A 26,861-nucleotide genomic window follows, 5' to 3' on the forward strand; every position below is an offset into this window, starting at 1 on the left:
TGATTTTCTATATTGACATTGAATACTATTCGTGATAGATATTTTTCGCGAATGCTTAAACCCGTCTGACATCATAATATTCTTGATTTCAGTACATAAAGCCGTATTTCATCTACTATTTTTCTAATAAACAGATAAATTTTCAGAATAAATAGTCTTTTAATTCAAAGTGCACTTTCATGTTTCGAGTTCGTTTGAGCGGGAATATTCTCACCATACACATAATATTTCATGTGTAGAACAACCACGTTAAAACAATTTAACGACAGAAAGGAGAGGTGTAACATGAACGGATTCAATCGTTTCCTACTCGTCTTGATCGGCATTCTCGGTTTAGTCAGCGTCGGTCTTCTTGTACTCGGCGTCTATGATGTTCCACGACTCAGTCCTTTGATTGAACAGTGGCAAGATCAACAATGGTATAGCTACACGATTTTATCACTTGGTGGCTTCCTAGCATTCGTATTTGTCATTCTATTATTCACTGGACTACTCAGTCGTTCAAAAGGACAACGTCTCCTGATTCAGACGGGTGACGGGAATATCACGATTTCAAAGCAAACGATCGAACGAACGGCACTCGAATCGATTCGCGGTATCAATGGCGTACGTTCGCCACGCGTCAACGCGGACATTCACTCGAAAAAAGAAACCGTCGCGTTAGAAGTCGACTGTTCCGTCTTCGGTCAAGAAGGTTTGCCGACAATCGGCAAAGACATTCAAGAACGTGCCAAACACGCAGTCGAATCGATGCTTGAACTACCTGTCACAAAAACACGCGTCCGGATCAGTGACACGAAGACCAAAACGTCTGAACGTGTCGTCTAAGATACGAGAGGAGGAAGATCATGAAAACGAACGAAGCACTTCGTCCGTATCGCTACCGTCTACTCGGCGGTCTAGTCGGACTGATCCTCGCCATCTTGTTCTTGACGATCGGTTTTGGACCGACGTTGTTAATCATCGTATTCGCAACAATCGGTTACTTGATCGGTCAGTGGCGGGATAATGCGCTCGATGTCGAAGGATGGATTCAGTTCTTTCAGCGGGATTGAGCATATAGAAAATAAAAATCACTTAACTCACACTAAAAGGAGAGATTTCTCATGGCTAACGAAATCAACACTAAACAAAACGAAAACGAAGTAGTACGCGAAAACAAACTCACATTCGAAGATCAAGTCATTAAAAAAATCGCCGGTATCGCATCAAATGATGTCAAAGGTATCCTCTCAATGAGCGGTGGCTTCATGAGTGGATTGACAGATCGTTTCCGGAGCACGGAAGATATCACAAAAGGCATTGACGCGGAAGTCGGCGAACGACAAGTCGCACTCGACTTAAAAGTCATCGTCGAGTACGGCAAAAACATCCCGTCGATCTTCCAAGACGCTGTAACGAAAATCAAAAAATCAGTCCATGATATGACAGGACTCGATGTCGTCGAAATCAATATGCATGTCGAAGATGTCATGACACGTTCTGAGTTCGACGCAAAAAGTAAATCGTCGAAAGAAGAGGAAGAAAAACGCGATATCAAGTAATCACAAGCAAACTAAAAGCTGGAAGCGGAAAAAATCCGTTCCAGCTTTTTTCTTATTCAAATTCTTTTAAAATGACTGCTTTATTCAGCACGTCAAACACGTGCGTCTCTTTAGCATTCGTCGTCTCAATCTCACGCAGTCGCTTAAGTACGAAAGAACGCTCTTCGCCGTTCAAAAGAGGAACGAGCAAAGCATAGACGGAGCTTGATTCATCTTTCATCGTTGGTGTCGCTGATGAACGGTCGTAACGCGCATATACCTTCCCGTTCTTCAATTCTTTAGAGATGAACGATCGAAAAGACGCGTCTGATTCACCGGTCACGCCTACGCGTAATCGTTCAATCAAGACTTGATCAATCATATTCACGACTTTGTCATCTGCCCACTTTGATTCATCTTGATTCGCATAGTATAGTTCTGCCGTGAACGGTCCCTCTCGTTTCGCTTGAGCCACTCTTTCTTTTGCGAAATCGAGTAATTTCAATCGTTTCAGCGCTGGTGGTTCTAAATAGTTCAAGTGGAGTACATCCGTCGCCTGTTGTAAATCCCAATCGTAAAAGTCAACGATTTTACCGTTTATTCGTTGCCGCTTGAGTAAGGTTGTCTCGATTCGACCCGCAAGCTTTGAATAGGTCGGTTCATTGAATTGTTTGCCAGCTTTCATTAACGTTTCCGATATACGAATGTCGTCAATCCAGGCATTCGTTGCCGTTTTCTCACCCAACTCCCATTTGATGTATACATCTGATCCGCGCTCAACTAAAAAATGATTGTTCAGTATCTGTACTTGTTCTTTGAATCGCTCTTCATCATCGATCAATAATACATATTGCATATACTGACCCAGACTCTCCGACAGACGTTGGGCATCTGAACGATCATAAGCACGAATGATACCGTCTTGCATATAGTCCGCTTCTACTTGTTGAACGATATCATCCTCTTGTTTTTGCACGAAATACCAAACTCCCCCCGCTAACAAAATGATGAGTAGACCAATCCCTAGTCCTTTTTTCATGACTCAATCTTGACGCGCTTCGTCTTATCCCAGACGATGACCTCTTTGCGTACCTTACTTTTGAGATATGCATACATTCCGCGGAATAAAAGAATGACGAATAATTGGGCGTAGGTAAAGTACATGATCAACCCGACGAGGACATTCTTCGGAGTGGCAGTTCCTTCGAGTTCTTGCGCCGCTAAGATTTGGATCGTATAGACAAGATACGTCATGAACCAAAACATGATGAGTGGCGTCGTCGCCTCATCGAAAGCATAACCAAATAGTCCAAGGATTAAAACGATATCAGAGATTAACAACAAGAAGATGAAGAGGAGGTACGTCATGATATGCTGCAAGGAATGGACGAGCGTGCTTCCTTTCCAAAAATCTCGTGTCCGAAGCGATTTTTCTAACAAATAGATGTTTCCGAGCATCCAACGCGTCCGTTGCTTCATGTATACTTTCATCGTTTCCGGCTCTTGTTCCCATGTCTCCGCCTCGTAGACGACAGGAAGCGTATAACCGAGCGCCGTGATCCGCATCGTCAATTCTGCATCCTCTGCCAGTGCATACGGATCATATCCACCTAATTCTTCGATGACATCCCGTTTTAACAACATGTTCGTTCCTGCTAACGATCCCGTTTTGAATGCTTTCCAACGACCGCTTTGCATGATTAACTGAAACACTTGAAATTCGATCGCAATCATCCGCGTCAGCAGGTTCGTCGTTGCATTGATCGTCTTGACGATTCCAACCGCTCCACACGCATTCTTTTGGGTCATCGCTTGTTCGACGAGTCGTGTCACAGTATCCGCTTTCGGTTGATTGTCCGCGTCAAAAATTAAGAAATATTCGGAATCCGTGATTGATAGCCCATAGTTCAGGACACGTGATTTTCCAATTGGTTCACCTTTTGGGACATGAATATAGTGGACTCGACTGAACATCGTCGTAAATTCCATTGCGATTTCTTGCGTCTCATCTTGCGACTGATCATCGAGTAAAAATACATCGAGTTTCCCTGGATACTCGATCCCCATCATCGCCTCGAGTGTTTGACGCATGACGATGCCTTCATTATGTGCGGGGATCAAAATAGCGACCGATGGATACTCCGTTAAAGTGACCGGCTGTTTTTTTCCATATCGATCGAGAATGCCGGCAATCGTCAGATAAGAATAATAAAGTAAAAGTAACCAAAAAATCGCCATGATGACGTTCAAGACGAGATTCATTGATCCACCACCTTCCGCTGCTTCAACGTCTCTTCCACAGATGAACGTACAGGAAGAATTTCGACCTGAAACGGAAATGCAAGTACCGTAAAGCGTTGACGGAGTTCATTCTCATAACGTTGCCATGCGATCTCCGCACCACTATGATCGGTATTTTGTAGAAAGATGATGAATTCCTGACGGTTTCGTTGCGACATGACGTCATAATGAGCGCGAAATACCTTTAGTCCAGCATCAGTTAACTGTTGCATGATTGTTTTCTTGTTTAAACTAGCGTATGGAATGTGAATATGCAGCAACATATTCTGTTCTTGACGACGATTCGCACCCGCAATCAAGAAATCCGTTCGGTCTAAAAATTCACTGTAAGAGAGCAATTGAGGTGACGCGGAGAACCCTTCAAGTAAAGCAACCCGCTTTTGAAGCGATGCATTCTCTTCGAACACACTCCGTAACTGACGTAAGAACAACCAGTATAAAAAGACACCGACTGAGGATAAGAGGTGTTGTCCGATGTAGGACAACTGTTGCTCGTTTGATGCTTCGTTATACCACGATAAAATGAGATAGAGAAAACCCATGATAAGAACATAGCTGATCAATATCAAGAAATTTTTTCTTCCATTCAAGAGCGTCATGATGATCAATACGGGAACTAATAAGAAATGAAGGATCGACGTTGTAATGTCAAACGTCATTTGATACAAAACAAGAACAGTAGCCAAGAGACCTACTACTAATAAAAGTGACAGCGCATATCGCCTCATTGAACCCCTCCTCTTTAATCGTCGAATCCTCAACTGTATACCCTTAAATTGGATAAGACTATCCTATTTTTTCAATGCCCCACGTGCGTTCAACGCAGCAAAGATCACCATCGCAATGCTAAGAACAGCAGCGACGATCAAACCTTGCCAATAAACCGACCAATCGATTTCTGGACGGGTCAACACACTACGCATCCCTTCCATGATATAGGTCGTCGGATTGATCGTCGCAGCAATCTTGAGCCATTCGGCTTCAATCAAGTCTTTCGGCACAAACGTCGTCGACAGGAAAATCAGCGGGAAGAATAAGAGCGTTCCGGCTTGAGCCGCTTGCGCATTCCGTGTCTTCAAAGCGACACCGACCGAGTAACCGGCAAAGGCGAGACCAAAGCCAAGCGCGAGTAAGATCGTCAAGAAAAAGCCGCTGACACCGACTGGAATCGATAGACCAAGCAAAAAGGCCATCCCGAAGATCAGTAACGTTTGAACAAATAATTGCAGCATCCCGGCAAGCATTGGTCCGAGGACAATCGCTGTTCGCGAGACGGGTGTCAGCAACAGACGAGCGAAATAACCACTCTCGATATCCTTGACGAGCGCTTGACCCGCTCCCCCTGCTCCACCAACAGCACCTGAGACGATCGAAACAGGCAAAATGAAGTTCAAATAATCGACGCCGTCGAACTGCGGTAAATTTGAGATTCCTGAGAGACCACTCGTGTAGACGAGCAGGAAAAAGACACTGATGATTAAGTTCGGAATAAAAGAAAACGGATTACGCAACGTGACGAGTAGACTCCGCCGCATCAAAAACCACGTTTCTCGAATCATGTCACGATTCCTCCTTATAAGCTTGTCCGGTCAAACGAATGAAGACATCATCAAGTGACGGTTGTTTGACGACCAGTGACGTCGCAACCATCTTCCGTTCATCGAGAAAACGGACGACCGCGCGCAGTGTCTCCGTTCCCCGCGAAGGAATGACGAGACGGTCTTTTTCCTGACGACCGGCAAACGTCTCTAAGACAATCCGTTCGTTCTCTTTTTCCGCAAGTGTCAATTCAATCCGCTCTTCTCCGTTTGCTGCCTTCAGCTCAGCTGCCGTCCCTTCTGCAATCAGTTGCCCTTCATTGATGATCGCGATCCGGTCTGCTAGCTGATCGGCTTCTTCCAAGTACTGAGTCGTCAAAAAGATCGTCGTTCCGAACTCTTCATTCAGTCGCCGGACCTCGTTCCAGATTTGCAGACGACTCGCCGGGTCAAGTCCGGTCGTCGGTTCGTCGAGAAACAAGACGGTTGGTTGATGCACGAGCGTCAAAGCGAGATCAAGTCGTCGTTTCATCCCGCCGGAGTAAGTGCCTGACCGACGCTTGCCGTCTTGATCGAGTCCGACGAGTCGTAGTAATTCCTCTGCCCGTATTTTTGCTTCCGTCTGACTTAACCCGAATAATTTTCCTTGTAGGACGAGTAATTCAAGCCCGGTCAAATCCTCATCGATGCCGGTATCTTGCAAGGCGACCCCGATTTGCAAACGGACCTGTTTTTCCTGTTTAACGACATCAAATTCTTGAATCGTCGCCCGACCACCGGACATCGGAATCAACGTCGTCAGCATCTGGACGGTCGTTGACTTTCCTGCCCCGTTCGGTCCTAGAAAAGCAAAGATTTCTCCTGCCTCGACATCGAACGAGATGCCTTTGACGACATCTTTTCCATCGTACGTTTTCGTCAAGTTCTCGACATGAATCATCTTCATTCCTTCTTTCCTTGAATTCAAAGTCATGTCCAAGATTTTCCCGTTTTTTCTGTTCTCGAATCAATAAAACTTTTATATAGAGGACGTAACGCGCAATCTTTTCATACGAACTATTCAGCGATTTTTTACAAAAAAACGCGATCTCAAAAGAGAACGCGAGATTAAAACATATACTTATTTCATACCTGAAATATTGTATCCTTCGATGATATACTTTTGGAAAATCATGAAGATTATGATAATTGGGATGACCATGAATGTAGCTCCAGCCATTTGCAGTCCGTAATTCCCACCATGCTGCCCCTGCAGTAACGCTAAGCCAACAGATAGAGTATACAGTGATTCGTCATTCGCGATGATGAGTGGCCATAAGAAACTATTCCATGCTCCAATGAATGTTAAAATTCCCTGTACCGCTAGAATAGGTTTTGACATCGGAAGAACGATTGAGAAGAAAATTCGCCATTCGCTTGCTCCATCTAGTCGAGATGCTTCTAGCAGCTCATCTGGAATCGTCGTCATGAATTGGCGAAATAGGAATACGCCGAACGCACCAACTAATCCAGGTAAAACGATTCCTGTCATCGTATTCGTTAATCCCATTTGATTAAGCATTAAATAGACTGGAATCATCGTTACTTGCCCCGGAATCATCATCGTGGCGAGTACTCCGATGAATAGCAACTTACTCCCTTTAAAACGAAACTTGGCAAATCCATAACCAGCCATCGCTGTTAAGAGTAGACCAAAAAATGATGCTAATACGATCAAAAGTGTGTTTTTCAAATAGGTTAAAAAGTTTAAATTTACGAATAAATTAACGTAATGTTCAAAAGTCAATTCCTTTGGCCAAATTGTTAGCGGAAGTGCTAATATTTCCGCATCCGTTTTAACAGAAGAAAGAATCATCCAAAAAAACGGTAAGAGAAAACAAATACCTAGTAACGTCAATACCGTTGCAAGACCCCATTGAAAAGTAAATTTTTTTCGTCTTTTCTCCGGACTCGCGATTGGCGAAAATCGAGCTTCCTTGCCTGTTACAACCACAGGTTTTTCTTTTGGAATCATTGACTCGTCCCCCTTCCTTTAGTAAGGATTATCATTTTTTTGAACGCGGAATTGAATCAATGTGACTGTAATGATTAAAACGAATAAGACAACGGATCCTGCAGCAGCATATCCAAAGTTGCTCAGTTGGAAACCATTTTGATAGATGAACAGTGCCAATGATGTCGTTGAGTTCAATGGTCCACCTTCTGTCATTATGAACGGTTCCTCGAAAAATTGAATCCATCCAATCAATGTCGTCACCGTGACGAAGAAGATGGCATATCGCAAGAGCGGAATCGTGATTTTAAACATTTGCTGAAATGTACTAGCACCGTCCAGTGCAGCTGCTTCATAATACGTTCGTGGTATCCCTTGTAATGCCGCGAGGAAGATGATCATGTTAATTCCGACAGCTCTCCATAAGGCTAATAGGATCAAGGATAATTTTGCAACAAGTGGATCTTGTAACCACGGAACATCCGGCAAATGAATTGCATTCAAGATAAAGTTGAAGAGCCCATATTGGGGATTGAATAAGAATCCCCAAACGACGGCGACTGCAACGACGTTCGTAATCGACGGCATGTAAAAGACGACACGAAACCATTCAAATACTTTTCCACGACCAAAGTTAATTGCAATGGCAATGGAGAGTGACAGTGTAATGACAAGAGGTACACCCAAGATGACATAAAAAACCGTGTTCGTTAATGCCTTTAAGAAAACCTCATCTTTAAAAATTTCAAGATAATTAGAAATACCGATCCATTCGATGTTTGCATAGTTTGCGATTCCCGCTAAATCCATGTTCGTAAAACTCATAACTACAGCGACGAAAAGCGGTGTAATCGAAAACAGAAACAGTAAAATGATGGTCGGTGCAATGAACAGATAAGGCGCCTGATGGTTGAGCAACCGTCTCATTCAGAGGACCCCTTCCTTGAAGCTTCCGCTTCGATTATTTTAAGATGGTTTCTGCTTTCTTTTGGAACACTTCCACTTCTTTATCGACCGCTGCATCGCCCCGGTACATTTTCTCGAAACTCTGCAAGTAGGTTTGTGATACTTTCTCCCACGATGAGATAAGAGGCATCGGTTGAGCAGCTTTCATTTGTTCACCAAACGTCTTTAGTTTCTCGTCATTTTGAAGTGTATCGTTTTTCCATGCTTCCTTTGTGGAAGGAAGCGACTTTGTCATCTCCATCCATGCTGTTTGTGTTTCTGGTTCACTCATATACGCGATGAATTTCGCTGCTTGATCTTTTTTAGAACTACTTTCAAAGATACTCAGGTTCGCTCCACCTAGGAATGAAATATTATTTTCTTTTTTAGGAAGCACTGCAGTTCCCCATTGTGATTCAATACCTGGCATCTGATCATTAATCAGATTGATCATCCACGGTCCACTGATGAACATCGGAACATTCGGGTCCTTTGCACCAAATGCTTGTACGATATCCATCCCTAAATCAATCGGAGCATACTTTTGTTTGAAATAACTTGTTAAATACTCAGCACTTTCAATGAATTCCGGCTGATTAAATAACGGTTTGTTATCTTCTGTTAACAGGTCAGATCCATTTTGACGAGCAAACATAAAGTTTAACATTTGATCATTCGTATCCAATGTAATCCCATACATATTCTCACCTGGACGTTTTGCAAGCTTAGCCGAAGCATCCTCAAGTTCTTCCCATGTCTCTGGGGCTTTTTTATATCCTACATCGGCCAATGCATCTTTTCGGTAATAAAGGACTCGTGTATCTGTGTACCAAGGCGCACCATAAACACCATCTTTTAATTCAACTGTTTCATAAGAACCCTCATAAAAATTATCTTTTGCAAGAGACGGGTATTTCTCTACATATTTTTTCATGTCTGAAAGAGCACCTGCTTCAACGAATTCTGGCATCCAAGATGTACCCATTTGAACTACATCTGGTCCGTTCTTCGAAGCGACCGCCGTTAACAATTTATCATGTGCCGTATCCCATGGTATCGCCTGAACCTTTACTTTGACACCTTTGTTTGCTTTCTCATATTCTTTTACGAGCTTCGGTAATGCCTTTCCTTCTTCACCCATTGCCCATACCGTTAATGTCTTGTCATCTTCTCCAGATCCTGATGAACAAGCTGCTAATGTTGATACCGATATTGCGCCGACCGCAAGTGCTAGTCCGAGTTTTTTCATGGTTCCATTCCTCCATCTCGTATTAATCGAAACGTTTCGATTGTTTTCTAAAAAAATAATGTTTATACAAAGGTTTTTCCTTAAAGCAACAGGTTAAACGTTTCTATAAACATTATAAGCATACATGTATGCGCTTACAACCTATTTTTTTATTTCTTTTGGAGGACCGATCCTGCGACGATGAACTTTGAGTCAATCTTCGCATTCGTTCGCTCTCGTTTATCAATCAATTGAAGCAACGCGCGAGCAGCGGTCTTTCCCCAATCTAACTTCGAATAACTGACGCTTGCGATTTTCGGTTGTGTATAATTCGTAACCTCAAGCTTATCAAATCCCGTCAGTGATATATCGAGACCAATTCGAAATGATGTATTTTGTAAGACATCGTATACGCCAAGAGCCATATCATCATTCAAACAAACGATGGCATCCCCATCTTTTAACTCTTCAAGGATTTCACTTGCAGCACGGATACCAGAACGTTTCGTAAATCCACCTTCCCATATACGAACCGCAACACCTGCTAAGTCTGCCTGTTCTAAGACAACAGCACGACGTTCGAAAGCATCATGGTTTTCTTCCGGTCCATCGACGAGATGAATACAGTGTGGTTTAGTAGCGGTTATCGTTCGCATCGCTTGTCTCATACCCATCTCATTATCAAGTAACACACAACTGATATTCGGATGATCCATGTTTCGATCAAGAATCGTCAGCGGATGTCCCCGGTCAGCAAATCCAAGAATTTGTTCTTGGGTGAAACGATGACCTAAAATTATCCCGCCATCGACGATCCGTTCTGTCATGAGGCGATGGGATTCCGGTCCATTACAGACGATCAGCTCATATCCCGTTTCTGACAACTCATGATTAATTCCTTTTAATAACTCGCCGTAAAACGATCCTGAATAGTCTCCTAGAAAGGCACCGATGATATGCGTCTTGCGAGTCTTCAGCGTTCTAGCAGCAGCATTCGGGATGTAATTCAACTCTTCCGCGATTTTCATGATACGTTGACGTGTTTTTTCCGTCACTTTCGTACTCCCATTCAACGCGTAGGAAACGGTCGAAATCGAGACGCCTGCTGCCTTTGCAATATCCTTAATTCCTGTCATTTCACTTCACTTCCTTCTTCAAAAAGTATAGCATAGGACCGCCGCGTAAGGACCGAGTTCCTCTTCACAGTAGTCCCCTACACCTATTAATGTCTTGCCCATCTTTATTCGATGTTGGATTGAGTGATTCGACAAATTAACTAAAATACGAAGGGACTGTTCACCATGAATTCGATCAAATGCGATCATCGTTGATGGTGTCTCATGCCACTTCATTTCTCCATCCAATAAGGCGGGTTCTGCCTTGCGTATCGAAAGTAAACGTCGATACACCTGAAGAAGACTATCATCATCCAGTTGTTGATCGTGGACGTTACGATCAACATGGGTCATCCCCCGTAACCAAGCTGTTCCTGTCGAGAATCCACCTTCTTTCGTCCACATCATCGGAAGACGTGCATGATCACGACCCTTCAGCTGAACGGACTGTATCGCCCCACCTTGCTGTAAATAACGGAGGGTTTCGATATCCTGATAATCAGATTGCTGAATGTTTCCGTTCGTCATTCCGATCTCATCTCCTTGATAAATGAAAGGGGTTCCTCGTAATGTCAGCTGAAGCAAGACAAGCATTTTTGCTGCTCTTATATCATCGTCATACCATCTAGAGAGAACGCGAGGCTGATCATGATTGTTCCAAAACAAGCTGTTCCAGCCGTCTTCTTCCATCTCATCTTGCCATTTTTTAATCGTCTTTTTTAATTCCGCTGGATCAAACGATTGGAGGTGCCATTTGTTTTTACCCGCCACCTCGTCAAGAGCGCACGTCTCAAAGTTAAACACCACATCAAGTAATCCCTCTTCTTGAAGTTGACGAATTTCGGATGGAGATAGACCACCTGCTTCGCCGACTAAAAGAAGATTTGAACGATCAACGGATGCCATCATCTCTCGTAATCCCTCCTGTACGCGTTCAAAATCCAACCAGCGATGCGGATGAAATTGTTTTCCGATTAAATCGATGACATCAAATCGAAATCCACGAACTCCTTTTTCAATCCAAAACGATAGAATGTGTGCAAATTCTTTTGCCACTATCGACTGTTTCCAGTTAAGATCCGGTTGTTCCTTCGCGAAAGAGTGGAAATAGTACTGCTGACGTATACTCGAGTACGTCCAAGCAGAACCCCCAAAAAAAGATTCCACTTCTGTCGGTTCGTCACGCCAAATATACGTGTCTCCGTATGGACCGTCCGGATCATGTTCAGATGCGATGAACCATTCATGACAGTATGAGGTATGATTCGCGACTATATCCATCATGATCGTAATATCATGCTGACTCGCTTCGTCAATCAAGGCTTCCATTTCGTCCATAGACCCGTATAGGGGATCAATTGAAGTATAATCCGCTACGTCGTACCCGTGATCATAACCAGGTGACGTGTACACTGGGCATAACCAAATCATGTCCACTCCTAACCTCTGCAGATAACCCAATCGCTTCCGAATACCATTCAGATCTCCGACTCCGTCTCCATTCGTATCTTGAAAACTTTTCGGATATAGATGATAGACTACTTGATGCCGATGACTTTTTATCATGTCGTTCACTCCATTTCTCATATGCTAAAGGACAGGACGACTTCCTCGAAGTCATCCTGTCCTACTTTAGAGCGGAAGCTCGATTTGCAATTCGTTTCCACTTGGAAGTATCGGTTTTAACGCCTCACGTGGCAATAGATTGCCACCTTGACGATAACGATTGGATTGATTTGAAAGATTAAGCAGTTGTCCATTCCATATAATGCGTCGTTGTTCCCCCCGTGTGATTCGAATACGACAAGGGATATCGAATAGGTCCATCTGGATAGTTCCGGTTATGACTGGATCAAGAAGTAGTCCGTCTGAATGCTCTCGAATCCCCAAGACGTTCGTCATTAATTGATTCAGCCAGATACCTGGTCCACTCGAGTAAATTCGCCATCCGCCTTTAACCGGAATCTTACCTTCTTTTAATTCGTTCCAACGTTCTTGCGCTTCGTAACGCGTCGTAAACGCAGCATCCGAGCTACTGAAATACGCATTTCTCTGACGGCGGACTGATTTTGGCACTTTTAGATTCACAGGATTAATGACATCAAATGCTTCCGTTATGGTTTTTTCATCAGCTCCGATTTTCGCCAGTGCTTCAATGTAACGAATATGGGCATGCACGTACTGCAGCCCAATTTCACGACCGACATTAGCTGCTTGTTCTGCCCGCATGAAATGACGACTCACACCACCACGATATTGTGCTGGGCGATCCATCAAACGCACACCATCCGGGAACTTTAAATGTTCTTCAATGATCCGTAAGTTTTGCATAGCTTGTTCTGGTGTAACGAGTTCTCCGATGATACTACGGGTCAACGGTAACAAGCGATATTTCATTGGTAGTCCATCATCTGATGGATGAATCATCGGATGGTATCCATCTTTTTCGACTCGTAAAAATCCAGGGATGACCCCGTCCAGAATCATTTCTGACTGGAAGGACTGTTCGATGGTAGTAGCTAATTCCGCTAATCGTATGCTCAATGACGATTGTGGTAACTCGTTTGCTAACGTACGGAATGTTTGGAATGTCAATGCTACCGTCCAAGTACTGATTAATTTTTTCTTTAACGCATCATCTGCTGGTTGTAACGTATCGTCCCAATCGCCTCCGCCGTATGCGGAAAAGACACTGTTCGGTACGAAATCCTTTTCAATCCGTGCACACGCTCGTTCCACATGATGCATGAGCGATTGTTTTAGTGTTTCCTGACCGGTCTCTGTTCGATATGGAAGTAGTTCATCGAGACACGCCCAATCGTGTGTTCTCTGAAGATAATCCGCGCATGCCTTCAGTGGCCAGACGATCACATCACCATGACTATCCTCCTGCTGGATACCAGCATATTCATCAAACATGAACCATTGTGGCCAATGTCCTCCCTCGAATTGATGTGAAAAAATTTGAAGCAGTAATGCGCGAGCTTCTTCAAAATGACCGAACGCCAGTAAAAATTCCATCGGGCCTTGCGATACGTCGCGTGTTCCCCACGCAGCACCTCCATATTGCTCTAAGCCGTGCGGTGATTGGTAATGGATCCGCATGTTTTGGATGTACCAGTCTACTTGAAACTGTAGAGCATTCGCGTCCTGCCAGACGTCTTCAAATTTGAGGTTTTTTCGATAAGCAGCCTTCCATTGATTGAAAGACTTCCGTTCTTCGTCAGCATTGAATTCACACTGCATTCCTGCCCCCATTCTCATGACAAGATGATCGGTCGCTCCGACAGATAACCACACCAAATCGTCTACGATTGGCTGAGTTAACCATTCAGATGTGGAGCCCGTTGAAAAAGGCTGATCCATTTCAAGCGTGTATGTCAAATCAGGTAGAATCCGTTTACTCAATGATTCTTTTGTTGCCGTAAAATGAAGGCGTGTTCCGATCTGTTCCATTTGAAACGGCACATCATATTCTTGTGTATGCATCGTCACTTGCTGACTGATTTTCATCGCACGCGGATGTCGCGTCTTAACAGTCGTCTCAAGCACAGGTCGCTCAGCACCAATTGATGTTCGGACTTCAATCGTCTCGTCATCTAAGAAGTAATACCAGATCACTTCGTTCCATCCCATTTCAAAAATCGACGGTAACGCTAATAATTGATAGGCTTCCTTTTGCTCAATGTATATGCGTTGCCCAGACGTTTTAGGGATGTTCAAAGGATTTCTGACGTTCGACATCCACTTGTTGTAATTCGTATTCCCATATACGATGTGCGAATTGAAGACACCATTCATATGGACTGTTGTCGCCAATTTCTTTTCTGTTGGCGCTAAACTTCCCGCATTTAATAAGATGGTTGCATGACTACGTTCAACAAGAAGTTCCTTTTCTTTTAGAACGACATGATGACCATTAGGTGTAAAGAAGGACAATAACTGTGTTCCTTCCCATTCTTCAAGCAACCGTTCCGGATACAAATCGTCGAGTTGTTGTTTCGTCGCTGTATTCCCGACAATCGTCTTTGGTGTTTGTAAGAAAGCCGTACGGTGATGTTCCTTCCGTTGCTCCTCACGCTCATATAAAGGTATAAATTGATCAATCGATTGTTCATCAAGTGCTTCTTCCATCGAAGGAATGAACCGTAGCTCAAATTGGAAAGATAGCTCTCCAGCTGATTCTTTGACAGCTGTTCGAATCGTCGGTAATGCGAACTCATACTGATTTATTCGAGAGGGTAAGTGTGCATTTAATCCCTCTGCTACATTCGTTTGCCGAAATGACGCACCATACACATCGAAACCATCCGTCGCAAACTCTTCGATTCGGTCATGCGAAAGAATCGCAACGCTCGGAAAGCCCGTCGACTGTCGCTGGTTTTGTCGAGCCAATATCCCATGTTCGGTCGCGACGTAGTCAATGTACTGTGCCATATATGCCTCATTCGTACGTACACCGGCTTCGTCAGCCAGCCCTAAATCCTGTGCATAGGTTACGTCAAATTCTCCTTCCCCAGTGAGTGAGACTTTAAAATGCATGCCAGTCGTGTGAAGACTTGCGACGACCTCGTATCCGAATGTTTCGTAGTCACCTTTCCAGCTGATCGTACGCTCAGATATTGCTAGTTTACTAGGCGAATGGATACCAAGTAACGGTAAGGCCGCACTGGAACCATGACGAACATATACATTCATCAAGGATTCATCAAATGGATGATGAATCAATTGATTAATCATGATATTTTGGTAACGGATTTGACGAATGTCGCCGCCTTCAGTTAGTGTCACATTAAATTCATCGTGTCGTAGATGTGGAACGGTCGTTAATGTGTTCATCAAATTGCCCCTTTTCAACGGTCTGTTTCAACCAAAATTTTTCATGTAATGCACATGTACTATCCGTACCAACATAGAGAATGAATTCACCAGCATCTGCTTTAACCGAACCATCCGGATGTTGATACATTAGCATCGAAGCATCGATACGGAATGTCACTTCTCGACTGGAACCTGCTTTCACAAGAACGCGTTCATATCCTTTTAATTGACGTAAGGGACGTGACACGTCAGCAACTGGATCATGCATATACCATTGAACGATTTCTTCCGCATCTAATGTGCCTTCGTTCGTAACAATAACGGATGCTTCCCATGTAGTTCCCTGCGGCTGCTCATATAGTCTTAACTGCGTATAGGTAAAATCGCTATAACTTAATCCAAAACCAAATGGAAATAGCGCTTCATTTGGAGCGTCCAGGTATTTGCTTGTATAGCGTGGATCAGCGCCTTCGATCGTCATCGGTCGCCCCGTCGGTAAGGTATCGTAACGTAATGGCAACTGACCGACATGATACGGAAATGAAATCGTTAGTTTTCCAGAAGGAATCACGTGACCATATAATAAACGGTGAATCGCTCGTCCTGACTCTGTTCCCGGATACCATGCTTCAAGCACTGCATCGGAATGATTAACGACATCTCGAAGATCGAGTGGTCGCCCGTTGAATAGCACGGTCACGATCGGCTTTCCAAGTGTCGCAAGTCTTGCCAATCCATCGCGTTGTGTTTTCGGCAAACGGATGTCCGTTCGACTTCCGGCTTCTCCACTCATCCAAGACGCTTCACCTAAAGCTATAAGAATCACTTCTGCTTGCGCCGCTACTTCCATCGCCTGATCCCAGTCAATTTCCGTATCAATCGTTGATCCTTCCGCAAAAACATAATCAACATTCGCTTCATCAAACGCCTCTCGAATGGAAACCGCTTCTTCACGTTTTCCGTTGCCTGCCCATGGACCAAGTACATCTGTTGAAGCAGCAAAAGGTCCAATCAACGCGATCCGCTGATCTTCTGCTAATGGCAGGACTTGATTATTTTTCAATAAGACACAACTTTTTTCAGCTAAACGCCGTGCTGTATTCCGATGACCTTCAGATAAGTGGACTCTTTTCTCAAGTTCAGGATCAATACCACGATAAGGATTTTCAAACAACCCAAGATCTTGCTTTAACATAAGTATTCTGCGTACTGCTTCGTCTAATAAGTCCATCGAAACGACTTGATCATCAATCTGTTGTTCCAAATGATTTAAGTAAGCACCTGACATCATATCGATATCGACGCCCGCCTTGATTCCTTTTTCTCCAGCTTCAGCAAGCGAACCCGCGACACCATGCTGGATTAATTCCTTAATAGAAGACCAATCCGAAATCGTGACCCCGTCAAACTCCCACTCTTTTCGAAGAATTTGACGTAACAGATACGTACTAGCTGTTGCGGGAACACCATCAACGACGTTGAAGCTTGTCATGATGAGTCGGGCACCCGCTTCGATTGCCCGTAGATAAGCCGGTAAATAAAACTCTCGTAATTCACGATCCGACATATCAACCGTATTGTAATCACGACCACCTTCAGCGGCACCGTAAGCCGCAAAATGCTTGACGCAAGCTGCTAAAGAATCAGCTTGTTTTAAATCCTCTGATTGATAACCACGTACGAATGCTGCCGCATATTCTCCATTGAGCCAAACATCCTCACCTGTCGATTCCATGACACGCCCCCAACGCGCATCACGTACAAGATCCACCATTGGCGAAAAAGTAACATGCAGTCCCGAAGCTGTTGCTTCGATAGCAGATTGACGCGCCATCATTTCCACTTCGTCACTATCCCACATAGAAGCAAGCGCCAACGGAACTGGATAAATCGTTCGATGACCATGAACGATATCCGCCATGAACAATAATGGAATTCCTAATCGATTATGTTTTAAATAATTTTGCTGAATGCGAAATGCCTGTTCTGCTTGATGAATTCCTATGACAGATCCCAATTCATAACGGTTGTCCTCTGTCAGACCACTTTCCTCCATTAGTTGAGCCACTGGTCCAGTCACAGTATCGGATGTCTGTGGATCATAGACAGAAGGGAGAATTTGAACGAGCTGTCCGATTTTTTCCTGTAGCGTCATTTGCTGTAGTAAAGTTTCAACGTTCATCTATCAGCACCTCTTATCCCCTAAATTTTATCGAAACGTTTCACCTGTTAATCAAAATTATAAGCGCTTTCATAAAAATCTTCAACCTTTCTTTCGAAACGTTTCGATAAAAACATAAAAGTAAGAACTCTTTTCAAAAAAGAGTTCTTACTTTGTTTAGATGCTTTCCGCCCAAATATACACGCCATAAACGACGCTAGCGGATACCACGAGCGTTGTGACGATCGACACCAGCATCATCGTTAATCCGATTCCTGTTAATCGAACAGTTCGGGCTAACGCGAGACTAAATGAGAGCACTGCACCACTTGTAAATATAAGCGCCCCTCCGAATAACAACGTAGGATTAATCCATGACTCTCCGATGACAATCCATGTGTAAGTGATACCAGCAAAAAGAACGGTCATGATGAGCCATTGTCTCGCTGACACGTTTTTCAACATATTGATTCCTCCTAATTTGCTTCTACATACTTGTTCGCCCTTTCCTACTAGATTCCTGTTACGAAAAAATCGTGCCTCCTGTTATACGGAGACACGATCCACTTAAGACGCCACTTGCCATTTTTCTTTTAATTGCTCCATCTCTTCTTGACCTTCGTGCGATTGCATCCAGAGATTGAAGACATCGACGACGTCTCCTTCCGACTCTCGAACGAGGTAGCTCTTCTCTGCCGGAATCCATTTTTCTTGAATTCTTGGTGCCGCGAGTCGCTTGTCGAGCGCTTCATAATGAATCGCCTCGACCGTATCGGTGATCATAACATCGACTTCACCTGAGGCAACCGCGTGCGGGATATCGAGGTTTTGTTCATACATGACGATGTTTGCCTTCGTGAACGTCTTACGGACGAATTGTTCATTCGTTCCGCCTGGATTTAGACCAATCGTCACGTCTGGACGATTGATTTGTTCGATCGAAGCAAGACGTTTAGCATCTTCTTTACGGACGAGCGGTGTCTTTTGGAATGACAGATAACTCGACGTGAAGTCGCCGATGATCTCGCGCTCGATGTTCTTCGTCACACCCCCGACGACCATATCGAATTTCCCGCTAGCAAGATCAGCAGATAGCGTGGGCCATGTCGTCGGAACGAATTCGACATCGATACCGGTCGTCTTCGCGAAAGAACGGATCACTTCGATATCGAACCCTTCATACTCGTTCGTCTTCCGGTTCAAGTACGTGAATGGTTTGTAATCCCCAGTCGTTCCGACGACGATTTTTTTCGTCGCAAAGACGTTCTTCGCTTGTACACGTCGTGGTTGCTCCGATTGCCATAGCGTCAGTAAGCTCGCAAACAGGACGCCACCTCCGACGACGATCCATCCCCATTTACTCATGTGCTCCCGCTCCTTTCGCTCCGACCGTCTCACGCGTCGAGACGATGTTCCATTTTTTCTTTAGTTGTTCAACCTGTTCTTGCCCTTCTGCACTTTCAATCCATAATTGGAAAACATCTCCAAGCTGTTTTTGGTCCGGTTTCATCAAATACGCCATCTCGGCTGGTTCCCATGCCTCTGTCAGTTTCGGCACCGCAAGATCGAGTTCTGTCGCGTAATGCAACGCCTCGATGTCGTCCGTCACCATGACATCGACTTGTCCGCTTTTTACGGCTTTCGGGATGTCCAAGTTGTTCTCAAAGACGGTCACATCTGCTTTCGGAAAATGCTTCTTCACGAACGCTTCGTTCGTGCCACCCGGATTGACGCCGATTTTGACTGCTGGACTATTGATTGCAGCGAGCGAATTCAAGCGTTCGACATCTTTCTTCTTTACAAGCGGTGCTTTTTGAAAGGAGAAATACGACGATGTAAAGTCTCCGACGACCTCGCGCTCGACTTTCTTCGTGATGCCACCGACAGCGATATCAAACTTTCCTGATTTCGTATCCTCCGATAATGTCGGCCATGTTGTCTTGACGAACGTCACATCAAGATTTGCTGCTTTGGCGAACGCTTGGATGACATCGATATCAAAGCCTTGATAACGATTCCGTTCCTCGTTCCAGTATGTAAAGGGCTTATAATCCCCCGTCGTCCCGACGACCAGCTTGTGGTCTTCGAAGATGTCATGTGCTTTGGCATCCGTCTGTTGATTCCAAATCGTCCAAGCGGCAACGCCTGTCAAAACAAGTCCTGCCAGTAGCCATGGTTTCTTTCTCATCGTATCTCTCCTTTCTGTTTCGTCGTTGCCCATTCACCGAATATTGCTACAATTTAACCCAAATGATTTTCGGTGTGGGTAATAGTCATTATCCTACCACACTTACACGTGATTTCAAGATAATTTGATGATTTTATGCATAAAAGCGTTAAAAAGATATTTTGATGACGGTTACAGTTCTACAAGTCGTCTCTCTTTACAGAATCCCTTCGTCTTTTCCATACTGAAACAGAATCATCAAATCGTGAAATGGAGGAATGGAACATGAGTCAGATTTTCATCATTGGTGCAAATGGTAAAGTAGGTCGTCACGCTGCTCGCTTACTGCAGGATTCGGAGCACGATGTCAAAGTAGGATTACGTTCCAAGGACCAGTTCAGTGATTTTGAGAAATTAGGTCATACCCCGGTCCATCTCGATCTGGAAGCGGACGTCGCGGCGATCACGGATGCATTACAAGGATCAGATGTCGTCATCTTTACGGCAGGATCCGGCGGTCACACAGGAGCGGACAAGACGATGCTGATCGATTTCGACGGTGCTGTCAAAGCGATTGAAGCAGCGGAAGCAATCAATGCAAAACAGTTCATCATGGTCAGTGCCTTGAATGCCGATTCGCCGGAAACATGGTCTGACAGCATGAAGCCGTATTACATTGCAAAACGCTACGCGGATCGTGTCCTGAAGGAATCGTCACTTAACTACACGATTCTTCGCCCAGGCGGACTATCCGATGAAGCTGGCACAGGAAACGTCACGACGGATCCGTCCGAGCAAGCAACTAAAAAAATTCCGCGTGAGGATGTCGCACGCGTCATTCTAGCTGCAATCGGTCACGACAAGGCGTCGAAGCAAGTCGTCACACTGCTTGAAGGTGACACACCGATCAACGAATTATTCTAATACAAAAGCTCACGTCTCAATTTCCGAGTCGTGAGCTTTTTTTGACCAAATGAATCATTCGTATAGTTGGCGATACATCACGAGCATCGTCTCACCAATGACGGGTAACGACGCCGGAATGTCGATCCAGCGCTGGGTATCGTAATCAAAATACAGCCCTTCCGTACGCATCTTCTCTTTTGAGTTGATCTCATCGAACTCGAGAAACATATCCAGCTCATCATCTGCGTCCTGAAAGTCGTCCCACGGTCCGGGACCAAAATAAAAGAGTAGTCCTTCCGCATCGTAGCCAGCAAGCTCGTTCGATGCCCTTTCCAAATGTGCTTCAGACTTGGCAGATGTCCTGACGGAGTCGGCTAGTGTTTGATGAATTCCAAATGCGTTTCCACTCAGCAAGTGACGCTGCTGATCCCATTCCCAGATGTTTTTCCAGCGTTGCATGAAAATGCTAAACCGATATGCTTGTGTTACTTCGTCCCGTTCTCGCACGTCATATGACCAGGAAATCTTCTCTCCACTGATCCACATACTTACGTGAAAGTTTCCCTCACGCGCTTCATCATCTTGTAAAGAAGACCAATCTGATTGCTGTTGCTCTAGATACGTGAACAACGGAAGTCGGTCTCCCGCTTTTTCTTCAAATTCAAATTCAAATCGCTCGATACGATTCAAAACATCTTTCCCCCTGCCTCACTCAATCACAAAGTCGATTCCAATCGGTCCTTCAACCGGCATCTCGTGAAGCAACTCATACTTTTGATTCGTTATGAGCAGTTTTCCTTTATCCGAGTGTTCAGGGTCAAATTCGATGAAGTATGATTTTTTCGTCTTGGGATGAATATATAAGTACTTGTACCATTTGTCTGCTTTCCAAAACTTCGGTTTGATTTTCTGGACCGAGAACGATTGACCGAACGTCCATTTGACTAGGATGTGGCGGTCCCGATTTTGATTATTATGAGGAGATTGTTGAACGACTTGAATCCCTTGTGTTGCATCAATCATTCGAATCGGATCGGTACTATCAAAATTCGTATTCTGAAGAAACGGATAGTATCGCTCGGTTTGTTCCCCTGACTCATTGATCCGAATCATCCAGCCGTCCGTACTAGCGAAGTATGCCGTATCATCCTTTCCATAAAGGGCTGAATATGCATAAGGTTCTTCCTTCTTACGGTACACGATTGGTTTTTCAGTCTGTTTATTCAATAGAATCATTGCTGCTTTTTCTTCTTGTTCATCTTCGCTACCTATACTGGCATAAGCTAAATGCTGCTTTAATTCAATCATCATCGAGTTTCCTGGTTCGAATCGTGCAGGCGTCTCATAGTTTTCTTTTGTATCAAAATTAGAAAAAGTGTGCGAAAATCCTGTTCCTTGAGACGAGCGCTGCATACCGGTTTTATATGAATTCAACGTCTTGAACCATGTATTCGGACCAAAGTGTTTGATCGATTCCATCATGGGATCGTGTTTGAAATACGTCACACTATGTTGAACAAACCGTCGTTTCGTAAAATCGAACGTATGGAAGTGGTTCGGATATCCTGCGCCAGAGGCATACAACACATTCGGCGTACTCGGTTTTTGCACAAGCGTCATGTTCGTGATTGCAGGATCATGGATCTGACGTTCGTTTAATACCTGTCCTTTCATGTTGATCGTGACAATCGAACTGTAAGCAAGTTCAGGATCATTCGTTTTCCCTTTTCCCTGTCCTGGATAGACCAACATCACGGTGTCTTGTTGAGGACTAAAATCGATGGCTGTAATCGAAGAACGTGGTAGGACAGTTGCGTTTGCTCGATCCTGTTGCACCTTCATCCAGGTCGCTAAAAGGATACTTCCACTGACAAAAAACACTAGACTAAAAAAGATCCGCTTTTTACGGATAGACTTATCCATTCGATTCATGACTCCTTGACTTGTTTATTTAAACAGTTATTTCTATCTAGTTATACACTGTTAGATGATGTAATACGTCTTTCTTACAACACTGTTAGACGAATTGACCAACTTTACAACATTCTCCTAGACTCTAACCACAAAAAAATTCCCCACGTTTCATTTAGAGACATGAGGAAGTGCGAAATCAGGTTATATGCGTTTAATCCTGCTCCGCAATGGCACGCAATCCACGTAACGTTTGAATTTTACGTTCGTGGCGTTGCATCACGAATGAGAGACCCGTCACGATCGCGAGATTGAACCAGATCATCGTATCGGTAATCGGATTAAATAAATTAATGAGCACTGCAATGATGTTCACGAAAAAAACGACTTTATAGAGTTGCAAAATCCGGTGTTCGTGATGGATCTGTGAATCAAAGTCCGAGTACAAATGAAATGGTTCGTCCGAGGTCCGTTTTCTTAAGAAGACCCAGCGGAATGATGTATCCACGACTTCGATGTCCATCTCTTCCAAAAACGCAAAGTAGTCCTGCGACTTCGGATGCTTTGGCATGTTTTCTAATAACTCGATTCGATACGTGTACATACCAGGTTCACCTTTGATGAATACATAACGTCCGAGTCGAAACTGCTGTAAGTACCAGCCGTTGTTTGCCATCTCGTTTAACCACACTTCTTCTTTTGCATAATCAGCGTAAAAGCGATAGACCGTTTTACTGCTCACCTTGATCCACTCCCATCGTTTCTTGTCCATGTCGTACGAATTCTTTTAATCGATCCAGCTCTACCTCTAATCTCTCCCGCCCCTGATTCGTCATGATGTACTCTTTCTTCCGCCCTGCTTCTTGCTCGATCGCTTCAATCCATCCTTTATCGACCAGACTGCTGAGTGCGCCGTACAACGTACCAGCAGCTAACTTGACCCGATCGTTGCTCAACTCCTGGACGAATTGCATGATGCCATAGCCATGACGGGGTTGTTGAAGTGACAGTAAAATATAATAGACAGCTTCTGTTAATGCTGTCTCCTGCACTGTTCTTGCCATTTTCTCACTTCCTTACTACGTCTTCCGTTATATCGTCTCCCGATACACCAAAAACATCCTATTTCTAACGATTTGGCAACAAAAAAACGTGATGATTCCTAAACGAATAGGATCATCACGCTACATGGATCAATATTATGACAAACATTTTTTGATATGTTGATAGTTCTTGTTGCCACCTGATAAGTTGCATACATCCGTAAATCCAAGGTTTTTCAAGACGTTTTGCGCAGCATTCCCGGTTACCCCTTTATTACAGTAGACAATCGTCGGCAACGTCGGATTTAATTCCTTCGCCCGCGTCCGCAGTTCACCAAGTGGAATATGAATCGCTCCATCAACATGATTTTTTTCAAATTGTGCTTTCGAGCGTGTATCGATGATTTGGAACGACTTCCCACCCGCGACTTGGTCAATCAATTCATTCGGCGTCATCAAACGCGCTGCTTTTTTGATAGCATTATCGAGTGCCATTCCCGTGTAGAGAACGGGATCCTTCGTCGTCGCGAACGGTGGCGCGTAAGCTAAATCGAGATGGAATAAATCCTCTGCCTTCGCCTTAAAGGTGATCGCCGTCGCTAGGACATCAATCCGTTTATCGACACCTTGCGGACCTACGATCTGGGCTCCGAGAACTCGCCCTGTCGCCCGATCAGCGATCGCTTTGATTGTCATCTCTTTCCCGCCCATGTATTCCGGACGATCTGGTTTGATGTTATGCAAGACTTCGATGTCATAGCCTGACTCACGCGCTTCTTTTTCCGTCAAACCTGTTTGAGCGACTGTCAAATCGAATGCCTTGAAGATACCCGTCCCTAAGATCCCACGGTGCTCCGCTTCTTCTCCGGTAATGACCATGCCGGCAATCCGTCCCATCTTGTTCGCTGTTGAACCAAGCGGACGATAAAGTGCTTCACCCGTGATGACGGAGAAACTCTCCGCGACGTCACCGACTGCGTAAACATCAGCTACATTCGTCTGCATGTGACGGTTGACTGCAATCGCCCCTGTTTTACCAAGCTCTACACCGATCTGCTTCGCAAGACCCGTGTTCGGCTTAACGCCAACCGATAAAATGACGAGATCCGTCTCGATCGTTTTTCCACTCTCAAGCGCGACCTCAGAAACACGTTCTTCTCCGTTGAACGCTGTCACGGATTCGCCAAGCAAAAGGGATACCCCTTTATCTTTCAAATGATCCGCTACACGTTCTGCCATATCGCGATCAAGTGGCGGCATGACTTGCGGCAAGCGTTCGACGAGCGTGACTTGAATGCCGCGATACGTCAATTGCTCTGCCATCTCGAGTCCGATGAATCCTCCACCGACGATCGTTGCCGTTTTCGGATCATGGGCATCAATGTAGGACCGGATCGCGTCGGCATTGCGGACATTTCGAACCGTAAAGACATTCTCATGCTCAACGCCTGGAAGCGGTGGAACGATACTATAAGCACCGGTTGCCAGCACTAACGTATCATACGTGTCCGTGAATCGATCCCCTGTCAGGAGATTGACAATGGTAGCTGTTTTTGTCGCATGATCAATCGACTCGACTTCGTGTTGTGTGTGAATATCGATGTTATACCGTTTTTTAAAGAAAGCGGCATCGCGTGGTGTCAATTCATCGATATCAGCGATTTCCCCACCGACAAAGTAGGGAATCCCACAACCTGAATACGAAATGTCCTGATCCCGATCATAAATCGTGATTTGCAACTCTTCACTATTTCGACGTGCTTTTGCTCCTACGGATGTTCCCGCGGCCACTGAACCAATAATCATCAATTTCATCTTTCGTTCCTCCTTAAAAATCAATAAAGTACCAAGCTGATATACAAGCCAAGTAATGTGATGGCAAGTGTCGGGATCGTCAGAATCGTTCCAATCTTAAAGTATTGCCCCCAACCAATCTTCACGCCTTTCGTCCGAAGCACGTGTAACCAAAGTAATGTCGCTAGACTACCGATTGGCGTGATCTTCGGTCCAAGATCAGATCCGATGACGTTCGCATAGATGAGCGCTTCTCGAATCGTTCCAGTTGCCTGGCTCAAGTCGATCGCAAGGGCATCGATCATGACGGTCGGCATATTATTCATGATCGACGACAAGATGGCAGCCAAGAAGCCCATACCAAATGTTGCGGCTGCTAAATTCGTTGCAAAGCCATCAATGATGTCAGCGAGTACTTGTGTCAATCCGGCATTTTGCAGTCCGTAGACGACGATGTACATGCCAAGTGAAAAGAAGACGATCGCCCACGGTGCACCACCGATGACCTTTTTCGTCGGTACGCTCGGTGAACGGCGTGCCATCAATAAGAAGAACAAAGCGATGATTCCAGCGACAAGACTGACGGGAATGCCGATGATGTCACTCGTAAAGTATCCAACGACAAGCAAAATGAGGACGAACCATGAAAGCTTAAACATCCGTTGATCCTTGATCGCTGTCGCGGGTGCGACGAGTTGCGCGACATCGTAATTCTTTGGAATACTCTTTCGGAAATAGAGATACAAGACGATCAGACTGCCGATGACAGAAAAGAGATTGACGAACACCATCCGTGACGCATACTCCGTAAACCCGATGTTAAAGAAGTCTGCTGAGACGATGTTGACGAGGTTCGAGACGACGAACGGCAAACTGGCTGTATCGGCAATGAATCCGGAAGCGAAGACGTAAGCTAACACGACATAATCCGGAAGTTTCAAGTGACGAACCATCGCGAGGACGATTGGTGTCAGAATCAAGGCTGCCCCATCGTTCGCGAATAAAGCAGCAACGACAGCACCGAGTAATGTCATGTACACGAATAGTTTGACACCACCACCTCGTGCGATGCGTGCCATATGGAGTGCCGCCCATTCGAAGAACCCAATCTCATCAAGAATCAATGAGATGATGATCAGAGCGATGAAAGTAAAGGTGGCATTCCAGATGATGCCCCAGACCGTCGAGACATCATCGAGGTTGACGACTCCCGTCAATAGCGCAACGAGCGCCATTCCCATCGCGGAGTAACCGATGCCGAGTCCTTTCGGTTGTTTAATGATTAAGAATAAGGTGATCAGAAAAATTCCGATCGCTAGTAAATGTGTACCGGTCAATGCGTTCACTTCATTTCTGTATTAAATTTCGAGTGGTTCTGTTAACGATTCGTCATCCTTGAACGTGTCACTCAGAAT

At 44.7% G+C, this 26,861-nt stretch carries 25 protein-coding genes; 4 read left to right on the top strand and 21 right to left on the bottom strand.

The window, feature by feature from the left end:
- The first annotated feature begins 285 nt into the window (after positions 1–285).
- The 3 genes from amaP to ITJ88_RS08430 are packed head-to-tail and all read left to right on the top strand — an operon-like array spanning position 286 to position 1,544.
- Positions 286–828, top strand: coding sequence for an alkaline shock response membrane anchor protein AmaP (amaP, locus tag ITJ88_RS08420; RefSeq protein WP_195865335.1), 543 nt, complete (start codon positions 286–288; stop codon positions 826–828).
- A 20-nt stretch (positions 829–848) separates the two neighbouring features.
- Positions 849–1,055 (top strand): DUF2273 domain-containing protein, encoded by a 207-nt coding sequence (locus tag ITJ88_RS08425; RefSeq protein WP_195865336.1) that lies wholly within the window; start codon positions 849–851, stop codon positions 1,053–1,055.
- A gap of 51 nt (positions 1,056–1,106) precedes the next feature.
- Positions 1,107–1,544, top strand: coding sequence for an Asp23/Gls24 family envelope stress response protein (locus ITJ88_RS08430; protein WP_195865337.1), 438 nt, complete (start codon positions 1,107–1,109; stop codon positions 1,542–1,544).
- A 52-nt stretch (positions 1,545–1,596) separates the two neighbouring features.
- Here ITJ88_RS08430 and ITJ88_RS08435 read toward each other — a convergent pair whose 3' ends face one another.
- The 15 genes from ITJ88_RS08435 to ITJ88_RS08505 form a co-directional block, all read right to left on the bottom strand.
- Positions 1,597–2,562, bottom strand: coding sequence for a hypothetical protein (locus ITJ88_RS08435; protein ID WP_195865338.1), 966 nt, complete (start codon positions 2,560–2,562; stop codon positions 1,597–1,599).
- Positions 2,559–3,785 (bottom strand): glycosyltransferase family 2 protein, encoded by a 1,227-nt coding sequence (locus tag ITJ88_RS08440; protein WP_195865339.1) that lies wholly within the window; start codon positions 3,783–3,785, stop codon positions 2,559–2,561. The genes ITJ88_RS08435 and ITJ88_RS08440 overlap by 4 nt, the downstream gene beginning before the upstream one ends.
- A complete protein-coding gene (locus ITJ88_RS08445) occupies positions 3,782–4,552 on the bottom strand; it encodes a hypothetical protein (protein WP_195865340.1) in 771 nt (256 codons plus the stop codon). The genes ITJ88_RS08440 and ITJ88_RS08445 overlap by 4 nt, the downstream gene beginning before the upstream one ends.
- 63 nt (positions 4,553–4,615) lie before the next feature.
- Positions 4,616–5,383: an ABC transporter permease gene (locus ITJ88_RS08450; protein ID WP_023467885.1), complete on the bottom strand. Its 768-nt coding sequence runs from the start codon at positions 5,381–5,383 to the stop codon at positions 4,616–4,618.
- 1 nt (position 5,384) lies between these two features.
- Entirely contained in the window at positions 5,385–6,302 is a 918-nt protein-coding gene (locus ITJ88_RS08455; RefSeq protein WP_195865341.1) for an ATP-binding cassette domain-containing protein, read from the bottom strand.
- Between the two features lie 180 nt (positions 6,303–6,482).
- Entirely contained in the window at positions 6,483–7,376 is an 894-nt protein-coding gene (locus ITJ88_RS08460) for a carbohydrate ABC transporter permease (RefSeq protein ID WP_195865342.1), read from the bottom strand.
- Between the two features lie 18 nt (positions 7,377–7,394).
- Positions 7,395–8,282, bottom strand: a complete 888-nt coding sequence (locus ITJ88_RS08465) for a carbohydrate ABC transporter permease (protein ID WP_195865343.1) — start codon at positions 8,280–8,282, stop codon at positions 7,395–7,397.
- A gap of 34 nt (positions 8,283–8,316) precedes the next feature.
- Positions 8,317–9,549 carry a sugar ABC transporter substrate-binding protein gene (locus ITJ88_RS08470; RefSeq protein ID WP_195865344.1) on the bottom strand — a complete coding sequence of 411 codons (1,233 nt, stop codon included), beginning with the start codon at positions 9,547–9,549 and terminating at the stop codon, positions 8,317–8,319.
- A gap of 149 nt (positions 9,550–9,698) precedes the next feature.
- Complete coding sequence (locus tag ITJ88_RS08475) at positions 9,699–10,664, bottom strand: LacI family DNA-binding transcriptional regulator (RefSeq protein ID WP_195865345.1); 966 nt, start codon at positions 10,662–10,664, stop codon at positions 9,699–9,701.
- An 18-nt stretch (positions 10,665–10,682) separates the two neighbouring features.
- Positions 10,683–12,209: a glycoside hydrolase family 13 protein gene (locus ITJ88_RS08480; RefSeq protein WP_195865346.1), complete on the bottom strand. Its 1,527-nt coding sequence runs from the start codon at positions 12,207–12,209 to the stop codon at positions 10,683–10,685.
- 66 nt (positions 12,210–12,275) lie between these two features.
- The gene (locus ITJ88_RS08485; RefSeq protein WP_195865347.1) at positions 12,276–15,482 is read right to left on the bottom strand and encodes a GH36-type glycosyl hydrolase domain-containing protein; all 3,207 of its coding nucleotides are present in this window, start codon (positions 15,480–15,482) and stop codon (positions 12,276–12,278) included.
- Complete coding sequence (locus tag ITJ88_RS08490; RefSeq protein ID WP_195865348.1) at positions 15,442–17,646, bottom strand: glycoside hydrolase family 3 N-terminal domain-containing protein; 2,205 nt, start codon at positions 17,644–17,646, stop codon at positions 15,442–15,444. The genes ITJ88_RS08485 and ITJ88_RS08490 overlap by 41 nt, the downstream gene beginning before the upstream one ends.
- Before the next feature lie 156 nt (positions 17,647–17,802).
- Positions 17,803–18,090 (bottom strand): hypothetical protein, encoded by a 288-nt coding sequence (locus tag ITJ88_RS08495; protein WP_195865349.1) that lies wholly within the window; start codon positions 18,088–18,090, stop codon positions 17,803–17,805.
- A gap of 102 nt (positions 18,091–18,192) precedes the next feature.
- Complete coding sequence (locus tag ITJ88_RS08500; protein ID WP_058705140.1) at positions 18,193–18,990, bottom strand: transporter substrate-binding domain-containing protein; 798 nt, start codon at positions 18,988–18,990, stop codon at positions 18,193–18,195.
- Complete coding sequence (locus ITJ88_RS08505) at positions 18,983–19,813, bottom strand: transporter substrate-binding domain-containing protein (RefSeq protein ID WP_195865350.1); 831 nt, start codon at positions 19,811–19,813, stop codon at positions 18,983–18,985. The genes ITJ88_RS08500 and ITJ88_RS08505 overlap by 8 nt, the downstream gene beginning before the upstream one ends.
- Positions 19,814–20,077: 264 nt before the next feature.
- Between ITJ88_RS08505 and ITJ88_RS08510 the strand changes: the two genes are divergently transcribed.
- On the top strand, positions 20,078–20,716 hold the full coding sequence (locus ITJ88_RS08510; RefSeq protein WP_195865351.1) for an SDR family oxidoreductase: 639 nt from the start codon (positions 20,078–20,080) through the stop codon (positions 20,714–20,716).
- A 54-nt stretch (positions 20,717–20,770) separates the two neighbouring features.
- Here ITJ88_RS08510 and ITJ88_RS08515 read toward each other — a convergent pair whose 3' ends face one another.
- The 6 genes from ITJ88_RS08515 to ITJ88_RS08540 form a co-directional block, all read right to left on the bottom strand.
- Positions 20,771–21,388 (bottom strand): hypothetical protein, encoded by a 618-nt coding sequence (locus ITJ88_RS08515; RefSeq protein ID WP_195865352.1) that lies wholly within the window; start codon positions 21,386–21,388, stop codon positions 20,771–20,773.
- Between the two features lie 18 nt (positions 21,389–21,406).
- On the bottom strand, positions 21,407–22,540 hold the full coding sequence (locus tag ITJ88_RS08520) for a hypothetical protein (RefSeq protein WP_195865353.1): 1,134 nt from the start codon (positions 22,538–22,540) through the stop codon (positions 21,407–21,409).
- A gap of 283 nt (positions 22,541–22,823) precedes the next feature.
- Entirely contained in the window at positions 22,824–23,351 is a 528-nt protein-coding gene (locus tag ITJ88_RS08525) for a DUF2812 domain-containing protein (protein ID WP_023467879.1), read from the bottom strand.
- On the bottom strand, positions 23,341–23,673 hold the full coding sequence (locus ITJ88_RS08530) for a PadR family transcriptional regulator (protein ID WP_195865354.1): 333 nt from the start codon (positions 23,671–23,673) through the stop codon (positions 23,341–23,343). Before ITJ88_RS08530 ends, ITJ88_RS08525 begins: the two co-directional genes overlap by 11 nt.
- Before the next feature lie 135 nt (positions 23,674–23,808).
- A complete protein-coding gene (locus ITJ88_RS08535; protein WP_195865355.1) occupies positions 23,809–25,467 on the bottom strand; it encodes an FAD-dependent oxidoreductase in 1,659 nt (552 codons plus the stop codon).
- A 20-nt stretch (positions 25,468–25,487) separates the two neighbouring features.
- Entirely contained in the window at positions 25,488–26,792 is a 1,305-nt protein-coding gene (locus ITJ88_RS08540) for an arsenic transporter (protein WP_195865356.1), read from the bottom strand.
- Positions 26,793–26,861: the final 69 nt, after the last annotated feature.

The organism is Exiguobacterium abrahamii (assembly GCF_015645365.1).
GTDB lineage: Bacteria > Bacillota > Bacilli > Exiguobacteriales > Exiguobacteriaceae > Exiguobacterium_A > Exiguobacterium_A abrahamii.

Excerpts from the sequence above, each read along its gene's own strand:
- ITJ88_RS08490 (WP_195865348.1), bottom strand. The coding sequence starts at position 17,646 with ATGAACGTTGAAACTTTACTACAGCAAATGACGCTACAGGAAAAAATC.
- ITJ88_RS08520 (WP_195865353.1), bottom strand. The coding sequence starts at position 22,540 with ATGAAGGTGCAACAGGATCGAGCAAACGCAACTGTCCTACCACGTTCT.
- ITJ88_RS08460 (WP_195865342.1), bottom strand. The coding sequence starts at position 7,376 with ATGATTCCAAAAGAAAAACCTGTGGTTGTAACAGGCAAGGAAGCTCGA.
- ITJ88_RS08505 (WP_195865350.1), bottom strand. The coding sequence starts at position 19,813 with ATGAGAAAGAAACCATGGCTACTGGCAGGACTTGTTTTGACAGGCGTT.
- ITJ88_RS08500 (WP_058705140.1), bottom strand. The coding sequence starts at position 18,990 with ATGAGTAAATGGGGATGGATCGTCGTCGGAGGTGGCGTCCTGTTTGCG.
- ITJ88_RS08530 (WP_195865354.1), bottom strand. The coding sequence starts at position 23,673 with ATGGCAAGAACAGTGCAGGAGACAGCATTAACAGAAGCTGTCTATTAT.
- ITJ88_RS08430 (WP_195865337.1), top strand. The coding sequence starts at position 1,107 with ATGGCTAACGAAATCAACACTAAACAAAACGAAAACGAAGTAGTACGC.
- ITJ88_RS08510 (WP_195865351.1), top strand. The coding sequence starts at position 20,078 with ATGAGTCAGATTTTCATCATTGGTGCAAATGGTAAAGTAGGTCGTCAC.
- ITJ88_RS08495 (WP_195865349.1), bottom strand. The coding sequence starts at position 18,090 with ATGTTGAAAAACGTGTCAGCGAGACAATGGCTCATCATGACCGTTCTT.
- ITJ88_RS08440 (WP_195865339.1), bottom strand. The coding sequence starts at position 3,785 with ATGAATCTCGTCTTGAACGTCATCATGGCGATTTTTTGGTTACTTTTA.
- amaP (WP_195865335.1), top strand. The coding sequence starts at position 286 with ATGAACGGATTCAATCGTTTCCTACTCGTCTTGATCGGCATTCTCGGT.
- ITJ88_RS08450 (WP_023467885.1), bottom strand. The coding sequence starts at position 5,383 with ATGATTCGAGAAACGTGGTTTTTGATGCGGCGGAGTCTACTCGTCACG.
- ITJ88_RS08455 (WP_195865341.1), bottom strand. The coding sequence starts at position 6,302 with ATGATTCATGTCGAGAACTTGACGAAAACGTACGATGGAAAAGATGTC.
- ITJ88_RS08425 (WP_195865336.1), top strand. The coding sequence starts at position 849 with ATGAAAACGAACGAAGCACTTCGTCCGTATCGCTACCGTCTACTCGGC.
- ITJ88_RS08535 (WP_195865355.1), bottom strand. The coding sequence starts at position 25,467 with ATGAAATTGATGATTATTGGTTCAGTGGCCGCGGGAACATCCGTAGGA.
- ITJ88_RS08465 (WP_195865343.1), bottom strand. The coding sequence starts at position 8,282 with ATGAGACGGTTGCTCAACCATCAGGCGCCTTATCTGTTCATTGCACCG.
- ITJ88_RS08470 (WP_195865344.1), bottom strand. The coding sequence starts at position 9,549 with ATGAAAAAACTCGGACTAGCACTTGCGGTCGGCGCAATATCGGTATCA.
- ITJ88_RS08445 (WP_195865340.1), bottom strand. The coding sequence starts at position 4,552 with ATGAGGCGATATGCGCTGTCACTTTTATTAGTAGTAGGTCTCTTGGCT.
- ITJ88_RS08435 (WP_195865338.1), bottom strand. The coding sequence starts at position 2,562 with ATGAAAAAAGGACTAGGGATTGGTCTACTCATCATTTTGTTAGCGGGG.
- ITJ88_RS08475 (WP_195865345.1), bottom strand. The coding sequence starts at position 10,664 with ATGACAGGAATTAAGGATATTGCAAAGGCAGCAGGCGTCTCGATTTCG.
- ITJ88_RS08480 (WP_195865346.1), bottom strand. The coding sequence starts at position 12,209 with ATGATAAAAAGTCATCGGCATCAAGTAGTCTATCATCTATATCCGAAA.
- ITJ88_RS08485 (WP_195865347.1), bottom strand. The coding sequence starts at position 15,482 with ATGAACACATTAACGACCGTTCCACATCTACGACACGATGAATTTAAT.